The sequence below is a fragment of the Roseivivax sp. genome (genome assembly GCF_054552075.1).
In genome coordinates this window covers 1-14838 of the sequence record NZ_JBTOLZ010000013.1, presented here as the reverse complement: position 1 = coordinate 14838, position 14838 = coordinate 1, and the positions used below count along the sequence as shown (strand labels likewise).

Below are 14838 nucleotides of genomic sequence, written 5' to 3'. Positions count from 1 at the left end.
GCCCCATTGCCGCCGCCCCCTATCCTGTCGCATGGCCCGGGGGCTCAGGGCGTCACGTCTCAGATAGCCCGCCCCTACAGTGTTTTGCAGCGTTTGGAAAGAGAGCGCGCTGTCACAGCGCGCGGGTCTGCCAGAGCCGCACCTTTGTGCCGCCGTGATCGACGAAGGGGCCGGGTTTGGCGAAGGGCAGACCGGTGGCTTTGGCGAGCGGTGCCTCCGAGGTCACCAGCGCCACGCGCCAGCCCGCGAAGGCCTCGGTCATGCGCCGTCCGAAGGCGGCATAGAGCGGGAAGAGCGGCGATTTCGCCCCGATCCGCCCGCCGTAGGGCGGGTTCACGATGACCAGCCCCGGCGGCCCCTCGGGCGGGCGCGCCTCGGAGATCGGCTGGCAGGCGAAGCGGCAGTAGGCCCCGAGCCCGGCGTGGGCGGCATTGGCCTCGGCCATGGCGACGGCCCCGGCGTCGCGGTCGAAGCCGGTGAATTTGTGGGGCATTTCCCGGGGTTCGGCTGGGGCGGGTGCTGCGTCCTCGGCGCTGGCCTCCCCGGCGAGCAGCTCGAAGGCGAAGCTGCGCGCGCGGCCGGGCGAAAGGCCCAGCGCCCGGTCGGCGGCCTCGAGCACGAAGGTGCCCGAGCCGCACATCGGGTCGAGCACCGGTTCGCGGCCGTCGTGGCCCGCCGCGCGCAGGAAGAGCGCCGCCATGGTCTCGCGCATCGGGGCCTTGTTGACCTGCTCCTTCAGCCCGCGCTTGTGCAGCGGCTCGCCCGAGGTGTCGACCGAGAGGGTGCAGACATCCGCCTCGATCCGGGCCTTGATCGCCACCGGCGCGCCGGGGCCGACCTCGGCGCCCAGCGTTTCGGCGATGGCGCGCTCGATGCGGGATTTCGCCGCGCCCTGGTGGTAGATCTTCGAGTTGCGGCAGGTCGCCTCGACCCGGACCGGCACATCGGCGCGCAGCCAGTCCGACCAGGGCAGCCGTCGCAGCCGCTTGTCGAGCTGGGCGGGATGGGCGGCGGGGAAGCGCGCCAGCCGCACCAGCACCCGGGTCGCGCCGCGCAGCTCGCGGTTGGCGCGGCGGACCTCGGCCCAGCCGCCCTTGAGCGTGACACCGCCCGCGACATTGGCGGTGACGGTGAAGCCCGCGGCGCGCGCCTCTTCGCCCAGGAAGTGTTCGAGCCCGGGGGCGGTGACCAGGAATATCTCGAGCGGGTCTGAGGACATGGGGGCGGTCTAGCCTGCTCTGGCGGTGGCGGGAAGGGGCCTGGGCCGGGCGCGGGCCTCAAGGAACGCGGCGGGCGCGGGCCTCGAGGAAGCGGCGGGCGCGGGGCCGTCGGGAGCCCTCATACGACAACGCCCCCGCAGGTGGGCTGCGAGGGCGTGCCGAGATGGCAATGGCGGGGCGCGCGGCGCGGGCCGCCCCCGCCGGAGGCCGGCTTAGCGGCGGATGCCGAGCTTGCCGATCAGCGTCTTGTAGCGCTGATGGTCGTTGGCATTGAGGTAGTCCAGCAGCTTCCGGCGCTGTGCGACGAGCTTCAGCAGGCCGCGACGCGAGTGGTTGTCCTTCGCGTGGGTCTTGAAGTGCTCGGTCAGCGCGGTGATGCGGGTGGTCAGGATCGCGACCTGGACCTCGGGCGAACCGGTGTCGCCTTCGACGGTTGCGTATTCCTTGATGATCTTCTGCTTTTCTTCCTGCGTGATCGACATCGGGGTCTCCTTGTCAGGTTCGTGTGGCGGCGCGAGCCGGGATGTCGTCCAGCAAGGCCGATGGAGCAGCCCCGGACCGGATGCCCGGGACCCGCGGCGTATAGGGCGATTCAGCGGGCTTGAAAAGCGGAAATCGCAGGGTGGGGGATGAGGGGTGGGGCCGGGCTGGCGTGGGGCAAGGGACGCGGGCGGGTTGCCGCGGGGCAAGGAGAGGGGGCGGGCTGTCGCGGGGCAAGTGGCTTGCGGGTGGCGAGTGCCGCGCGTCAGGCCTTGAATGAGGGTGGGCGCGCATGGGTGGCGCGCGCCGAAAACAGCCCGCGTCTCGCAGGCCGCGTCCAACCCTGCCGCCTGTGGCCAGCCTCTCCTGACGGCTTGCCTCGAACCGCCGGATCACGGCAGGCCATCCGCCCTGCCTCCGCCGCGCCTCTTTCCAGCCTCTCCCGACAGCACGCCGCGCACCGCCAGCGTCACGCCACGCCGCCAGCCCGCGCTCAGACCGCCAGAGTCACTGCTTCGCTTGCGGCCATCAGGACGATGTCGCCGATGGGCGGGGCCTCGTCGGCGGGCAGCTTGGCGAGGATCACCTCGCCGGACATGAGAAGCAGGCGGTCGCCGCTCTCGGGGTCGGGGCTGTAGCCGATGTCCTCGGGCGCGCCGGCGGCGTCGTCGAAGACCACCACCATGCGATCCTCGCGCATGTCGAAGTCGATCACAGTGGCGCCGCCGCCGGTCATCCAGTGGCCGGTCAGGAAGGTGTCCGCCCCGGCACCGCCGTCGCCGGTGTCGCCATCGCCGAGCACCAGGGTATCCGCGCCATCGCCGCCGTTCAGGAAGTCGGCGTCGGGGGCTGTGGCGGAGTTTGCGGCTGCGGGGCTTGCGGGATCCTGACCCAAAGCCCCGGCGACCTCGCTCTCGCCACCGTCAGCGCTCATGCCGGTGTCCGGGCCGGCCGCACCGGACATTCCGCTGCCCGACGTCGGCGCACCACCCGCCGCGCCCGCCAAATCTACGCCCGCCAGCAGATCGTCGCCCGCGCCACCGAAGAGCGTGTCGGCGCCCTGCCCGCCCGAGAGGACATCGGCGCCCTCGCGCCCGTGCAGCGCGTCATCGCCCGATCCGCCGCTCAGGAGGTCGTCGCCGAGCCCGCCCTGCAGCTCGTCGGCGCCCGCGCCGCCCTCGAGCGTGTCCTGCCCGTCGTGCCCGAAGAGCGCGTCATCGCCGGAGCCGCCGCTGAGGAGGTCACAGCCCGCGCCGCCGTGCAGGGTGTCCTGGCCCGCGCCGCCTTCGATCTGATCGGCATCCTCCTGGCCCTGCAGCACGTCGTCGCCGCCGAGGCCCAGGAGCGTGTCCTGCCCGGCCCCGCCGTCGAGGTGGTCGGTGAACTCCGTACCGGTCAGCGCGTCGGCGTCATCGGAGCCGGCAGAGATCAACCCGCCTTCGTCGGTCAGCGTCAGGCTTTGCGCGGCGACCGCGAGGGGGCTTGCGCCCGCGCTCTGCGCCGCGTCAAAGCCGCCTGCTTCCGACGGCTCTGTCGCGGCCAACCCCGCATCACCACCCAAGCCCCCGCCGCTGGGCATCTCTTCGGGCGGGGCCTCATCGGCGGCGAAATCCTTCTCCAGCTCGTCCCCGTCGTCGTCGCCAGGGACGCTGGACAGGATCGCCACCGAGCCCACGACCATGAGCCCCATCAGACCGGCAAGAAACATCACGATGCGGGACTCCCGTCAGCAACCGCGCAGATCATGGACCCGCGCGGCGAAATCACCAAAGCTTCCCGTATCTTATGGTTAAGAGGAGCTTTCCGCGGGCAGCCAGCGCCGGGGCGTCACCGTGTAAGGCACGTAAAGCGGATGGCGCGGGTGCCCGGCCTTGGTCAGCCCCAGGTGCCAGAGCGCGCCGAGCCGCGCGCGGACCGCCTCGGCCCGGTTCAGATGCGCGCCATGCACGCCCCAGGCAGCAACGGTCATCGAGGAGGCTTCCGCCCATTCGACCAGAAGCGCGTCGTTCTCGGGGCCGACGGGATCCTCGGCGGCCTTCAGATCGGCGGGCCGGGTGGCGCGGAAGGCGAAGAGATTGGCGATCCGCACGCCGCCCGCGCCCATGGCGCGCGCGCGGGTCTCGCAGCGCTGGATCGTGGGATCGTTGCGCAGCTCGGTCGCGGTCGAGGGGTTGAGCATCACGAAAAGCACCGGCGGGGCCTCGGACCAGCGCCGGGCGAGCCCGTAGCGGTAGCGCTCGCAGGGGGAATAGAGGGCCTCGGAGCGGGTCTCCCCGGTATCATGGCTGCGCCGGATCATGGGCGGGGGTAAAACCGCATGGCGGGGGCCTGGGCAAGCCCCCTCCGCAATGTGACGGACCCCGGGGACGGCGCCAAAGCGCCCCGCCCCGGGGGCCAAGGCGCTCAGATCGCCGCCAGCATCGCCTCGCCGCCGGAAATCTCGCAGGTGCCGCGGCCCTCTTCCTCGTGCAGCACCCGGACCACGCCGTCCTCGACCAGCATCGCGTAGCGCTTGGAGCGGTCGAGGAAGCCCACCGGCGGGGCCGAGAACTCCATGCCGACGGCCTTGGTGAAGGCGGCCTCGGGGTCGCTCAGCACCGTGACGCCGCCCGCGCCCGCGCCGGTGGCCTCGTCCCAGGCGGCCAGCACGAAGGGATCGTTGACGGCGATGCAGATCACCTCGTCGACGCCCTTCTCAGCAAAGCCCTCGCGGGTCCGCAGGAAGCTCGGCATATGCGCCGAATGGCAGGTCGGGGTGAAGGCGCCGGGCAGCGCGAAGATCACCACCTTCCGCCCGTCGGTCTTCTCGGACAGGTCCACCTGCTCGGGGCCCTCGGCGCCGAGGCGCGCCAGCGTGGCCTCCGGCAGCTTGTCTCCTACGGAAATCGGCATGACACCCTCCTTAACCTTTCCGTTTCGCCGCTCAGCAGATATAGGGCTGGGCCGAAAAGGAAAACCAATCCCGAAGGGGGGACACGCCAGATGCGCCATGTCGTCGTGATCGGAGCAGGCCAGGCCGGGGCGGCCTGCGTGGCCCGGCTGAGGAAGTCCGGCTTCGAAGGGAAGATCACGCTGATCGGCGAGGAAAGCGTGCCGCCCTACCAGCGGCCGCCGCTCTCAAAGGCCTATCTTTTGGGCGAGATGCCTCTTGAACGGCTCTACCTGCGGCCCGAGAGCTTCTACGCCGAGAACGACATCACCCTGCGGCTCGGCGCCGAGGTGACCGCGATCGACCCCGAGCGGCGCGAGATCTCGCTGGGCGACGAGACGCTGGGGTATGACGAGCTGGTGCTGGCGACGGGTTCCATGCCGCGCCGCCTGCCCGAGGCGATCGGCGGCGCGCTCGAGGGCGTGCTGACCGTGCGCACCGTGGCCGATGTCGACGCCATGGCGCCGCGCTTCACCGAAGGGGCGCGGGTGCTGATCGTCGGCGGCGGCTACATCGGGCTCGAGGCGGCGGCGGTGGCGGCCAAGCGCGGGCTGAAGGTCACGCTGGTCGAAATGGCCGAGCGCATCCTGGCGCGCGTCGCGGCGCCCGAGACCTCGGAGTATTTCCGCGAGCTGCACCGCGCCCACGGGGTCGAGCTGCGCGAGGGCACCGGGCTGACCGAGCTGATCGGCACCGACGGCCATGTCAGCGGCGCGCGGCTCTCCGACGGGCGCGAGATCCCGGTCGATTTCGTCATCGTCGGCGTCGGCATCACGCCCGACACGCGGCTGGCTGAAAGCGCCGGGCTGGTCCTCGACAACGGCATCCGCACCGACGAGCACGGGCGCAGCTCGGACGCGGCGATCTGGGCGGCGGGCGACTGCGCCTCCTTCCCGCATGGCGGCACCCGGATCCGGCTCGAAAGCGTCGGCAATGCCATCGACCAGGCCGAATGCGTGGCCGACAACATCGCGGGCGAGAGCCTGCGCCCCTATGAGGCCAAGCCCTGGTTCTGGTCCGACCAGTTCGACTGCAAGCTGCAGATCGCCGGGCTGTCGACCGGGCATGACCGCGTGGTCACCCGGCCGGGCTCCGAGGGGGCGCGGTCCTTCTGGTATTACGCCGGCGAGCGGCTGATCGCGGTCGACGCGATGAACGACGCCCGCGCCTACATGGTGGCCAAGCGGCTGATCGAAAGCGGCAAGAGCCCCGCCCCCGAGGCGGTGGCCGACCCCGAGACCGACCTCAAGGCGCTTCTGAAGGCGTGAGGATCATCGCGGGGGCATATCGCGGGCGGGCGCTGACCTCGGTCGGCAAGGGCGACCCGGGCGCGCATCTGCGCCCGACCACCGACCGGGTGCGCGAGAGCCTCTTCAACATGCTGGCGGGCGGCCGCTTCGGCGATCCCTTCGAGGGCGCCGAGGTGCTGGACCTCTTCGCGGGCACCGGGGCGCTGGGGCTCGAGGCGCTGTCGCGGGGCGCGGCGCGGGTGACCTTCGTCGACGACGGCCGCAAGGCGCTGGGACTTCTACGGAAGAACATCAAGCTTCTAGGCTGCGCCGAGGCGGCGCGGGTCATGGGTTGTGACGCGACGCGGCTGCCCGCGGCCGAGGCGGCGGCGAGCCTGGTGTTCCTCGATCCGCCCTACGGCAAGGGGCTCGGCGCCCGGGCGCTGAGCGCGGCGCGCGCGCAGGGCTGGATCGCTCCGGGCGCGCTGGTGGTCTGGGAGGAAAGCGCCGCGCAGGAGCCGCCCGAGGGCTTCGTGACCCGCGAGAGCCGGCGCTATGGCGACAGCCATGTGACGCTGCTGGATGCGGTTTAGCGGTGGCGTGATGGCCTAGGGCCTTGCGGAGGGCGTTTTGGCGGGCACTGCGCGCCTCGCGCCCTGACGATACCGACCGAGCCCGCGCAACACGGCGCCAGCCTGCGCCGCCCGCCTACCCCTCGCGTCCCGCCAGCTTTGCGGCGCGATGCGACCAGAGCAGATGCGTCAGCGCCCAGAGCGCCGCGACGCCCGCGCCGAGGCCCAGCGCGGTCAGCCCCGCCGCCTCGAGCACCAGCCCGCCCAGCGCCGAGCCGCCCGCCGTGCCCACGTAGATCGCCGCCGCGTTCAGCGCGAGGATCACGCTGGCCTCCTCGGGGGCGAGGCCCAGAAGCCGGATCTGCTGCGCCGCCATGAAGGACCAGCCCAGCACCGACCACAGGAAGACCAGCGCGAAAAGCGCCCATTCGGGATAGGGCAGCCCGGCAAACAGCGGCATGGTCACGATCTGCCCGCCGACCAGCAGCAGGAGCGTGCGCAGGAAGCCCAGGTTGTCGGCCATCCAGCCGCCCAGCATGTTGCCCAGCACCGCGCCGACGCCGAAGATCACCAGCGTCAGGGTGATCTCGTCCCGGCCGAAGCCCATGGTCTCGGTCAGAAGCGGCGCGACATAGGTGTAGAGGACGAAGATCGCCCCCAGGAAGGACGCAGTGTAAAGCACCGCCCCCATGGCCACGCCGTCGCGCATGACCCGCGCGAGATCGCGCAGCGACACCGGCGTCAGCCGCAGCCCGCGGGGCACGCCGAACCAGACCAGCACCAGCCCGACCAGCGCCAGTGCCGAGACCAGCGCGAAGGCGGCCCGCCAGCCGTAGGTATAGGCGATGAAGCTCCCCAGCGGCACGCCCGCGACCTGCGCCAGCGTCAGCCCGAAGACCACCGCGGCAAGGACCACGCCGCGATTGCGCTCGGAGGAGAGCGCCGCGGCCACGGCGACGGAGACCGGGGTGAACATGCCCGCGCCCGCCGCCGCCAGCGCCCGCGCGGCGAGCAGGAGCGGCAGGCTCTCGGCCAGGGCGCCGAGCCCCATGCCGATGCCGACGAGCGCCATGCCCAGCGCCAGCACCTTGCGGCGCCCGAAGCGGCCGGTCAGCGACACCAGGATCGGCGACATCAGCGCGTAGGAGATGGCGTAGACCGTCATCACCCAGCCCGCGCCGCCGCGCGACAGGCCCAGAGAACCCGCCAGCGGGTCGAGCAGGCCGATCACCACGAAGGCGGCCATGCCGATCACGAAGTTCGACGCGGAGAGCGCGGCGATCACCCGCCGCGCGGCGGCGTCACCCATAGGTGGGGTGGAACCGGCCCGCGGGCGAATTGGTGAAGATCTCGACACCCTCGGCGGTCACGCCGACCGAGTGCTCGAACTGCGCCGAAAGCGACTTGTCGCGGGTCACCGCGGTCCAGTCGTCGGCCAGGACCTTGGTCTCGTGGCGGCCGAGGTTCACCATCGGCTCGATGGTGAAGAACATGCCCTCCTCGAGGACCGGCCCGGTCCCGGCGCGGCCGTAGTGCAGCACGTTCGGCGGCGCGTGGAAGACCCGCCCCAGCCCGTGGCCGCAGAAGTCGCGCACCACGGACATGCGCTGGCTTTCCACGTATTGCTGGATGGCATGGCCGATGTCGCCGAAGGTATTGCCGGGCTTCACCGACTCGATGCCCATCATCAGGGCGTCATAGGTGACCTGGATCAGCCGCTCGGCCTTCCGCGGCAGGCGGCCGGCCACATACATGCGGCTGGTGTCGCCATACCATCCGTCGACGATCACCGTGACGTCGATGTTCAGGATGTCGCCGTCCTTCAGCTTCTTGTCGCCGGGAATGCCGTGGCAAACCACGTGGTTCACGCTGATGCAGGTGGCGTGCTGGTAACCCTTGTAGCCGATCGTGGCGGAAGTGGCGCCTTCCTCCTCGATGCGGGCGCGGATGTAGTCGTCCAGCGCCGCGGTCGTCTGGCCGGGTTTCACCAGCTCGGCGACCTCGTCGAGAAGCTGCGCCGCCAGGCGGCCAGCCGCGTGCATGCCGGCGAAATCGCCGGGTTCGTAGATGCGGATGCCGTCTCGTGTCAGACGTCCTCGGGGCACTTTGTTCAAGCCGTTGCTCCGGTTCGGTGTGAATGTGGCGAGCCGTGGCTCAGATAGGCTATTGACAACATATTTAGCCCCCTTGGTCCCGGTTTGCCACCCGATTGCTGCGATGCGGAGAGGCCGGGGCCCGACAATCCGCGCCTCGGGCCGCTTTCAGGGGGCCTCGAAGGGCAGAGGCGCGCCCGGAAAGACGCCCTCGGGGGTGATCTCGCAGCCCAGCGCCAGGGCCTCGACACCCGAATCGCGGGCCGCCGCGAAGGCCGCCAGATAGGCCGGGTCGATGTCGCCTGCGAGGCCCACGCGCCGGGCGTCGTCGCGGCTGACGAGGTAGAGCATCATCGCCCGCGCCCCGGCCCGCGCCACTTGCGACAGCTCGGCCAGGTGCTTGGCGCCGCGCGCCGTCACGCTGTCGGGAAACTCGGCCAGCCCCGCGCTGCGCGAGAGGGTCACCGATTTCACCTCGAGGTAGAGATCGGGCAGGCCCGCCTCCTGCAGGAGGAAATCGATCCGGCTGCCGGTGCCGTATTTCTGCTCGGGCCGCACCTGGCCGTAGCGCGCGAGCCCCGGCACCGCGCCGGCCTCCAGCGCCTCGCGGACCACGCGGTTGGCCATGCCGGTGTCGATCACGACAAAGCCGCCCGCCCCCGTCTCGGCGAGCTTCCAGCTCCATTTCAGCTTCTTCTTCGGGTCATCGTTGGGCTCGAGCCAGACCGCCGTGCCGGGTTCCGCCAGCCCCATCATCGAGCCCGGGTTGGCGCAATGCGCGGTGACCTCGCGCCCGTCGGGCAGCCGGCAGTCGGCGAGGAAGCGTTTGTAGCGGCGGATCAGCTCCGCCCGGACCAGAGGGGTTTGAAAGCGCATGGCGGGGGCCTATAGCTGTCGGACACGCCAAGGCCAAGGAGCAGGACGATGCCCAACCCCCGTGCCGCCATGCTGGTGATCGGCAACGAGATCCTCTCGGGCCGGACCCGCGACGCCAACATGCATTTCCTGGCCGGCGAGTTCACCAAGCGCGGCATCGACCTCGCGGAGGTGCGGGTGGTCTCGGACAACCGCGCGGCGATCGTCGCGGCGCTGCGCGCGCTGAAGGCGGATTTCGACCTGGTGGTGACCTCGGGCGGGATCGGGCCGACCCATGACGACATCACCGCCGACTGCGTGGCGGAAGCCTTTGGCGTGCCCATCGACGTCCGCGACGACGCCCGCGCCATCCTCGCCGCGCATTACGAGCGCACCGGCAAGGAGCTGAACGAGGCGCGGCTGCGCATGGCCCGCATCCCCGAGGGCGCGAGCCTCATCGAGAACCCGGTCTCGGCAGCGCCGGGCTTCATCCTGGACAATGTGCACGTCATGGCCGGGGTGCCGCAGGTCTTCCAGGCCATGGTTGCCAGCGTCTTGCCCGGGCTGACCGGCGGCGCGCCGCTCCTGTCCCAGTCGATCCGGGTCGAGCGCGGCGAGGGCGACATCGCCCAGCCCCTGCGCGCCCTGGCCGAGGAGTTCTCGGACCTCGACTTCGGCTCCTACCCGTTCCACGAAAACGGCATCTACGGCGCCCATGTGGTGGTGCGCGGCACCGACGGGGCGCGGGTCGATGCGGCGATGACGCGGCTGGCCGAGACCTTTTCCGCGTGAGCGATCTGTTCGACATCGCCGAGGCCACCTGGCCCCCGGCGCAACGCTTCGAGGTGCCGGGCTTCGTGCTGCGCGACGGCGCGGGCGGCGGCAAGCGGGTCTCGGCGGCGACCCCCCTGCCGGGCTGGCAGGACGCCCATATCCGCGAGGCCGAGACCGGCATGTTCGGCCTGGGCCAGCGGCCGCTCTTCATGCTGAAACCGGGGGAGGAGCGGCTCGACATGGCGCTGGCCGACCGCGGCTATCACCTGGTCGATCCGGTGGTGATCCTGAGCGCGCCCGTCGCCGCGCTCGACGACCGGCCGATCCCGCCGGTGACCGCCTTCGCGGTGCCCGAACCGCTGGCCATCATGCGCGAGATCTGGGCCCGGGGCGGCATCGGGCCGGCGCGGCTCGCGGTCATGGCCCGGGCCGAGGGGCCGGCCACGACGATCTTCGGGCGCGTCCGGGACAAGCCCGCCGGCTGCGCCTTCGCCGCCGTCTCGCAGGGCACCGCCATGGTCCATGCGGTCGAGGTGGTCCCGGCGCTCAGACGCAACGGGCTGGGTCTCTGGATGATGCGGGCGGCGGCGAAATGGGCCCGCGCCGAGGGCGCCGAGCGGATCGCCATCCTCGTCACCCGCGCCAATCACGCGGCCAATGCGCTCTACGCTTCCCTTGGGATGACGGAGGTGGGAGAGTACCACTACCGCATGCATCCCGAGGAGGAGACGTGACCGAAAGACCCCTGCCGACCGCGCTGGATCTGCCGCCGGTGGACCCGCTGCCCGAGGCCACGCAGCGCTATTTCGACATTTGCGAGGAAAAGCTCGGCATGGTGCCGAACGTGCTGCGCGCCCATGCCTTCGACGTGGCCAAGCTCGACGCCTTCACCGCGCTCTACAACGAGCTGATGCTGGCGGACTCGGGCCTGTCGAAGCTCGAACGCGAGATGATCGCGGTCTGCGTCTCGGCCGTGAACCGCTGTTTCTACTGCCTGACCGCCCATGGCGCCGCGGTGCGCGCGCTCTCGGGGGATCCGCAGCTCGGCGAGATGCTGGTGATGAACTGGCGCGTGGCGGATCTGTCGCCGCGCCACCACGCCATGCTGGCCTTCACCGAGAAAGTGACCAAGACCTCCGCCGAGGTGGTGGAGGCCGACCGCGAGGCCCTGCGCTCGGTGGGTTTCTCGGACCGCGACATCTGGGACATCGTGAACGTCGCGGGGTTCTTCAACATGACCAACCGGGTCGCCAGCGCGACCGACATGCGCCCGAATGAGGCCTATCATTCTCAGGCGCGCTAGCCTCGCGCTGGCGCTTCTCGGCGCCCCCGCCGCCGCGCAGGAGCTGCCCCTGCCCGCCGGCGCGGAGCTGACCGAGGAGCTCAGCGAACCCGGCGCGGGCTACGCCCTGCCGACCGGCCCCTGGCGGCCCGAGGGCGGGCTGCCGGTGCGCCGGATCGAGGGCACCTTCGAGGCCAGCGCCTACCGGCTCCCGGGCGGCGGCCTGACCCCGGCGCAGATGATGGCGCCCCTGCGCGCCGCGCTGGAAGAGGCGGGCTACGAGGTGCTTCTGGACTGCGCCGCGGCGCGCTGCGGCGGCTTCGACTTCCGCTTCGCCACGCGGGTCCTGCCGGCGCCCGCGATGTATGTGGACCTCACCGATTTCCGCTTTCTCTCGGGCATCGGCCCCGATGGCGGGGCGGTCTCGCTGATCGTCAGCCGCTCGGACAGTGCGGGCTTTTTGCAGGTGATCCGCGCGGGCGGCGAGGCGGCGCGGGGCGGCATCGTGACCACCCGCGCGCCCGATCCCGCGCCGCGCGCCGGGGCGGAGGTCGCCGCGGACCCCGAGGGCCTTCTGGCGCGGCTCCGGGCCGAGGGGCACGTGGTGCTCGAGGATCTCGATTTCGGCAGCGGTGCGGCGGAGTTGAACGGCGGCGAGGTGGCCTCGCTCGAGGCCATCGCCGCCTTCCTGCGCGAGGCGCCGGACCGCCGGGTGCTCTTCGTCGGCCATACCGACGCGGTGGGTTCGCTCGAGGCCAACCGCGCGCTGTCGCTGCGCCGCGCCGAGGCGGCGGCGGCCTATCTGCGCGCGGCCGGCCTGCCCGAGGGCCAGGTCGGCGCGCGCGGCGTGGGGTTCCTCGCGCCGCGCGCCTCGAACCTTGACGAGGACGGACGGGCGCTCAACCGCCGGGTCGAAGCGGTGCTGCTGGCCCGGGAGTGAGGGCTGCGGGGGCGCGTCGGGTTCGGCGCTCCGGGCGGGTGCAGGGGCAAGGCTTTGGCTGAGGGGTGATGTCGCGGCGGGTGAGCGGGTGAGCGGGTGAGCGGGTGAGCGGGTGAGCGGAGCGGGACGCCCGACCGGCCTGAGCGGCAAGAGGTGCGCCACCCGTGTCGCTCTACGGTCTGCAAAGTGTCTCGTTTGCCCCCCGAAACCTCCCGGCCCCTCCACGCCGCCGCGCCCGGAGAGGCCCAACTCCAAAAGCCGCCCCCGCGCCACCCGCCGCCAATACTCCGCCTCCACATCCGACACCCCGCCCGGGGTGGATTCACCGCCTGCCATCGCTTAGGTGTGAGCCAGAAAGCCGACGGAGAGACCCGCATGGCCATGCCGCCCCTCACGCTCTATCTCGCCGCCCCGCGCGGCTTCTGCGCCGGTGTCGACCGGGCCATCAAGATCGTCGAGATGGCGCTCGAGAAATGGGGCGCGCCGGTCTACGTGCGCCACGAGATCGTGCACAACAAGTTCGTCGTCGACGGCCTGCGCGAGAAGGGCGCGGTCTTCGTCGAGGAGCTCGACGACTGCCCCGAGGACCGGCCTGTCATCTTCTCCGCCCATGGCGTCCCCAAGGCCGTGCCCGCCGAGGCCGCCCGGCGCGAGATGATCTATGTCGACGCCACCTGCCCCTTGGTCTCCAAGGTGCATATCGAGGCCGCGCGGCACCACGAGAACGGCCTGCAGATGGTGATGATCGGCCATGCCGGCCACCCCGAGACCGTGGGCACCATGGGCCAGCTGCCCGAGGGCGAGGTCTTGCTGGTCGAGACCCCCGAGGACGTGGCCCATCTCGAGGTCCGCGACCCCGAGAAGCTGGCCTTTGTCACCCAGACGACGCTGTCGCTCGACGACACCGCCGAGATCGTCTCCGCGCTCAAGACGCGCTTCCCGCAGATCGTCGGGCCGCACAAGGAAGACATCTGCTACGCCACCACCAACCGGCAGGAGGCGGTCAAGGCCATGGCGCCCGACTGCGACGCGCTGCTGGTCGTGGGGGCGCCCAACAGCTCCAACTCCAAGCGGCTGGTCGAGGTCGGCGCCAAGGCCGGCTGCCGCTACGCCCAGCTTGTCCAGCGCGCAGGCGACATCGACTGGCGGGCGCTCGAGGGCATCCGCTCGATCGGGCTGACCGCCGGGGCCTCGGCTCCCGACGTGCTGATCGAGGAGGTCATCGAGGCCTTCCGCGCTCGCTACGACCTGCAGGTCGAGACGGTGACCACCGCCGAGGAGAACGTCGAGTTCAAGGTCCCCCGGGTGCTGCGCGTCCCGGCGTGAGGCGGGCGTTCGTGCCGGCCGTGGCGGCTTGATGCGGGCGCTCAGGCGCTGCCGTGGAGGCTTGAGGCAGGCGCTCGGGCCTTGCCGTGGTGGCGCTGTGATGCGCCCAGGGCGTGAGGCCGGGAGACGGTGAGCGCTTCGAGTTTGGGCGCGCCGTGGCGGTGCGAGGCGGACTCTCGTGTCCTGCCGCGGCTGCCCTGTGACGCGCCGTGGTGGCATGAGGCGGACCCACGAGAATTGTCGTGGCGGCGCTGTGATGCGCCGGGGCGTAAGGCCGGTGGACGGTGAGCGCTTCGATTTTGGGCGCGCGATTACCCGCATGACGCGGTTTTCAGGGCGGCGATCGTGCAACTTCCAGAGCACCGGCATTCCAACCTCCAGGGCGGCGGCATCGCACCGCCCTGCCCGCAGCTCCCCGGGAGTTGAAGCGCGGCGCGGGCCGGGCTAGCTCCCGGCTGACCGCTGCAGGAGTGTGAGATGACCGCGATCCCCCGTTTCGCCCTGATCCTCGGCCTCGCCGGGGTGATCCCCTTCGCCTGGGGCGCGCTGACCGCCTATCTGCCCGGCCTCGCCGCCTGGGGGCAGGCGCAACTCGGGCCGCGGTTCATCGGACCTTACGTGCAGCTCTTCTACGGCGCGGTGATCCTGTCCTTCATGTCCGGCGTGCTCTGGGGCTTCGCGACCAAGGCCTCGGGTCGCCGCGCCGGGCTGGGCTACGGGCTCTCGGTGATCCCGGCGCTCTGGGCCTTCTTCATGACCGGCGGCGGGCCGACCTCGGCGGGGGTGAACCTGATCACCGGGTTCCTCGGCCTGCTGATCCTGGATTTCGCCTTCTGGAAATGGGGGCTGGCGCCGTCGTGGTGGATGGCGCTGCGCGGGCTGCTGACGGCGCTGGTGGTGTTGTGCCTCTTCGTGGGGGTGGTGATGTAGCGGGTTGGTTTGGGGTTGCGATTGGGACTGTGGCGGTTTGCGTGGCGCGACGGAGCGCGCTTCCTGCTTCCTGCTTCCCGCTTCCCGCTTCCCGCTTCCCGCTTCCCGCTTCCCGCTTCCCGCTTCCCGCTTCCCGCTTCCCGCTTCCCGCTTCCCGCTTCCCGCTTCCCGCTTCCCGCTTCCCGCTTCCCGCTTCCCGCTTCCCGCT

16 protein-coding genes are annotated in these 14838 nt (G+C 71.3%); 8 read left to right on the top strand and 8 right to left on the bottom strand.

Annotation, left to right across the window (positions count from 1 at the left end; all coding sequences use genetic code 11):
* Positions 1–112 precede the first annotated feature (112 nt).
* The 5 genes from ACX938_RS11215 to ACX938_RS11195 all read right to left on the bottom strand — a co-directional run bounded on the left by ACX938_RS11215 (position 113) and on the right by ACX938_RS11195 (position 4592).
* Entirely contained in the window at positions 113–1219 is a 1107-nt protein-coding gene (locus tag ACX938_RS11215; protein ID WP_459431116.1) for a THUMP domain-containing class I SAM-dependent RNA methyltransferase, read from the bottom strand.
* Between the two features lie 213 nt (positions 1220–1432).
* Positions 1433–1702, bottom strand: a complete 270-nt coding sequence (gene rpsO, locus ACX938_RS11210; protein ID WP_232753807.1) for a 30S ribosomal protein S15 — start codon at positions 1700–1702, stop codon at positions 1433–1435.
* A gap of 491 nt (positions 1703–2193) precedes the next feature.
* The gene (locus tag ACX938_RS11205) at positions 2194–3408 is read right to left on the bottom strand and encodes a calcium-binding protein (protein ID WP_459431115.1); all 1215 of its coding nucleotides are present in this window, start codon (positions 3406–3408) and stop codon (positions 2194–2196) included.
* A gap of 81 nt (positions 3409–3489) precedes the next feature.
* Positions 3490–3999: a DUF1643 domain-containing protein gene (locus ACX938_RS11200; RefSeq protein ID WP_459431114.1), complete on the bottom strand. Its 510-nt coding sequence runs from the start codon at positions 3997–3999 to the stop codon at positions 3490–3492.
* Positions 4000–4103: 104 nt separating this feature from the next.
* On the bottom strand, positions 4104–4592 hold the full coding sequence (locus ACX938_RS11195) for a redoxin family protein (RefSeq protein WP_459431113.1): 489 nt from the start codon (positions 4590–4592) through the stop codon (positions 4104–4106).
* A 90-nt stretch (positions 4593–4682) separates the two neighbouring features.
* On the opposite strand from ACX938_RS11195, the gene ACX938_RS11190 reads away from it, so the two are divergent.
* Both ACX938_RS11190 and rsmD read left to right on the top strand, forming a co-directional pair.
* A complete protein-coding gene (locus ACX938_RS11190; RefSeq protein ID WP_232753803.1) occupies positions 4683–5897 on the top strand; it encodes an NAD(P)/FAD-dependent oxidoreductase in 1215 nt (404 codons plus the stop codon).
* Positions 5894–6451 (top strand): 16S rRNA (guanine(966)-N(2))-methyltransferase RsmD, encoded by a 558-nt coding sequence (gene rsmD, locus ACX938_RS11185; RefSeq protein WP_459431112.1) that lies wholly within the window; start codon positions 5894–5896, stop codon positions 6449–6451. The genes ACX938_RS11190 and rsmD overlap by 4 nt, the downstream gene beginning before the upstream one ends.
* Positions 6452–6566: 115 nt before the next feature.
* Here the strand turns inward: rsmD and ACX938_RS11180 are convergent, their stop codons facing one another.
* The 3 genes from ACX938_RS11180 to sfsA form a co-directional block, all read right to left on the bottom strand.
* Complete coding sequence (locus ACX938_RS11180) at positions 6567–7739, bottom strand: MFS transporter (RefSeq protein WP_459431111.1); 1173 nt, start codon at positions 7737–7739, stop codon at positions 6567–6569.
* Positions 7732–8544 carry a type I methionyl aminopeptidase gene (map, locus tag ACX938_RS11175; RefSeq protein WP_232753800.1) on the bottom strand — a complete coding sequence of 271 codons (813 nt, stop codon included), beginning with the start codon at positions 8542–8544 and terminating at the stop codon, positions 7732–7734. Before map ends, ACX938_RS11180 begins: the two co-directional genes overlap by 8 nt.
* 147 nt (positions 8545–8691) lie before the next feature.
* Positions 8692–9399: a DNA/RNA nuclease SfsA gene (gene sfsA / locus ACX938_RS11170; RefSeq protein WP_459431110.1), complete on the bottom strand. Its 708-nt coding sequence runs from the start codon at positions 9397–9399 to the stop codon at positions 8692–8694.
* A 48-nt stretch (positions 9400–9447) separates the two neighbouring features.
* Here sfsA and ACX938_RS11165 point away from each other — a divergent pair, with 48 nt between their 5' ends.
* The 6 genes from ACX938_RS11165 to ACX938_RS11140 all read left to right on the top strand — a co-directional run bounded on the left by ACX938_RS11165 (position 9448) and on the right by ACX938_RS11140 (position 14630).
* Complete coding sequence (locus tag ACX938_RS11165) at positions 9448–10170, top strand: competence/damage-inducible protein A (protein WP_459431109.1); 723 nt, start codon at positions 9448–9450, stop codon at positions 10168–10170.
* On the top strand, positions 10167–10886 hold the full coding sequence (locus tag ACX938_RS11160) for a GNAT family N-acetyltransferase (protein WP_459431108.1): 720 nt from the start codon (positions 10167–10169) through the stop codon (positions 10884–10886). The genes ACX938_RS11165 and ACX938_RS11160 overlap by 4 nt, the downstream gene beginning before the upstream one ends.
* Positions 10883–11455: a peroxidase-related enzyme gene (locus ACX938_RS11155; RefSeq protein ID WP_232753796.1), complete on the top strand. Its 573-nt coding sequence runs from the start codon at positions 10883–10885 to the stop codon at positions 11453–11455. The genes ACX938_RS11160 and ACX938_RS11155 overlap by 4 nt, the downstream gene beginning before the upstream one ends.
* On the top strand, positions 11427–12374 hold the full coding sequence (locus tag ACX938_RS11150; RefSeq protein ID WP_459431107.1) for an OmpA family protein: 948 nt from the start codon (positions 11427–11429) through the stop codon (positions 12372–12374). The genes ACX938_RS11155 and ACX938_RS11150 overlap by 29 nt, the downstream gene beginning before the upstream one ends.
* Before the next feature lie 375 nt (positions 12375–12749).
* Entirely contained in the window at positions 12750–13700 is a 951-nt protein-coding gene (gene ispH / locus ACX938_RS11145) for a 4-hydroxy-3-methylbut-2-enyl diphosphate reductase (protein ID WP_459431106.1), read from the top strand.
* Positions 13701–14177: 477 nt separating this feature from the next.
* Positions 14178–14630 carry a DUF3429 domain-containing protein gene (locus ACX938_RS11140; RefSeq protein ID WP_459431105.1) on the top strand — a complete coding sequence of 151 codons (453 nt, stop codon included), beginning with the start codon at positions 14178–14180 and terminating at the stop codon, positions 14628–14630.
* Positions 14631–14838 lie beyond the last annotated feature (208 nt).

Coding starts and splice junctions, on each gene's coding strand:
- ACX938_RS11190 (WP_232753803.1), top strand. CDS start 4,683: ATGCGCCATGTCGTCGTGATCGGAGCAGGCCAGGCCGGGGCGGCCTGC.
- ispH (WP_459431106.1), top strand. CDS start 12,750: ATGGCCATGCCGCCCCTCACGCTCTATCTCGCCGCCCCGCGCGGCTTC.
- ACX938_RS11215 (WP_459431116.1), bottom strand. CDS start 1,219: ATGTCCTCAGACCCGCTCGAGATATTCCTGGTCACCGCCCCCGGGCTC.
- ACX938_RS11140 (WP_459431105.1), top strand. CDS start 14,178: ATGACCGCGATCCCCCGTTTCGCCCTGATCCTCGGCCTCGCCGGGGTG.
- ACX938_RS11150 (WP_459431107.1), top strand. CDS start 11,427: ATGAGGCCTATCATTCTCAGGCGCGCTAGCCTCGCGCTGGCGCTTCTC.
- sfsA (WP_459431110.1), bottom strand. CDS start 9,399: ATGCGCTTTCAAACCCCTCTGGTCCGGGCGGAGCTGATCCGCCGCTAC.
- ACX938_RS11200 (WP_459431114.1), bottom strand. CDS start 3,999: ATGATCCGGCGCAGCCATGATACCGGGGAGACCCGCTCCGAGGCCCTC.
- ACX938_RS11205 (WP_459431115.1), bottom strand. CDS start 3,408: ATGTTTCTTGCCGGTCTGATGGGGCTCATGGTCGTGGGCTCGGTGGCG.
- rpsO (WP_232753807.1), bottom strand. CDS start 1,702: ATGTCGATCACGCAGGAAGAAAAGCAGAAGATCATCAAGGAATACGCA.
- ACX938_RS11195 (WP_459431113.1), bottom strand. CDS start 4,592: ATGCCGATTTCCGTAGGAGACAAGCTGCCGGAGGCCACGCTGGCGCGC.
- ACX938_RS11180 (WP_459431111.1), bottom strand. CDS start 7,739: ATGGGTGACGCCGCCGCGCGGCGGGTGATCGCCGCGCTCTCCGCGTCG.
- ACX938_RS11165 (WP_459431109.1), top strand. CDS start 9,448: ATGCCCAACCCCCGTGCCGCCATGCTGGTGATCGGCAACGAGATCCTC.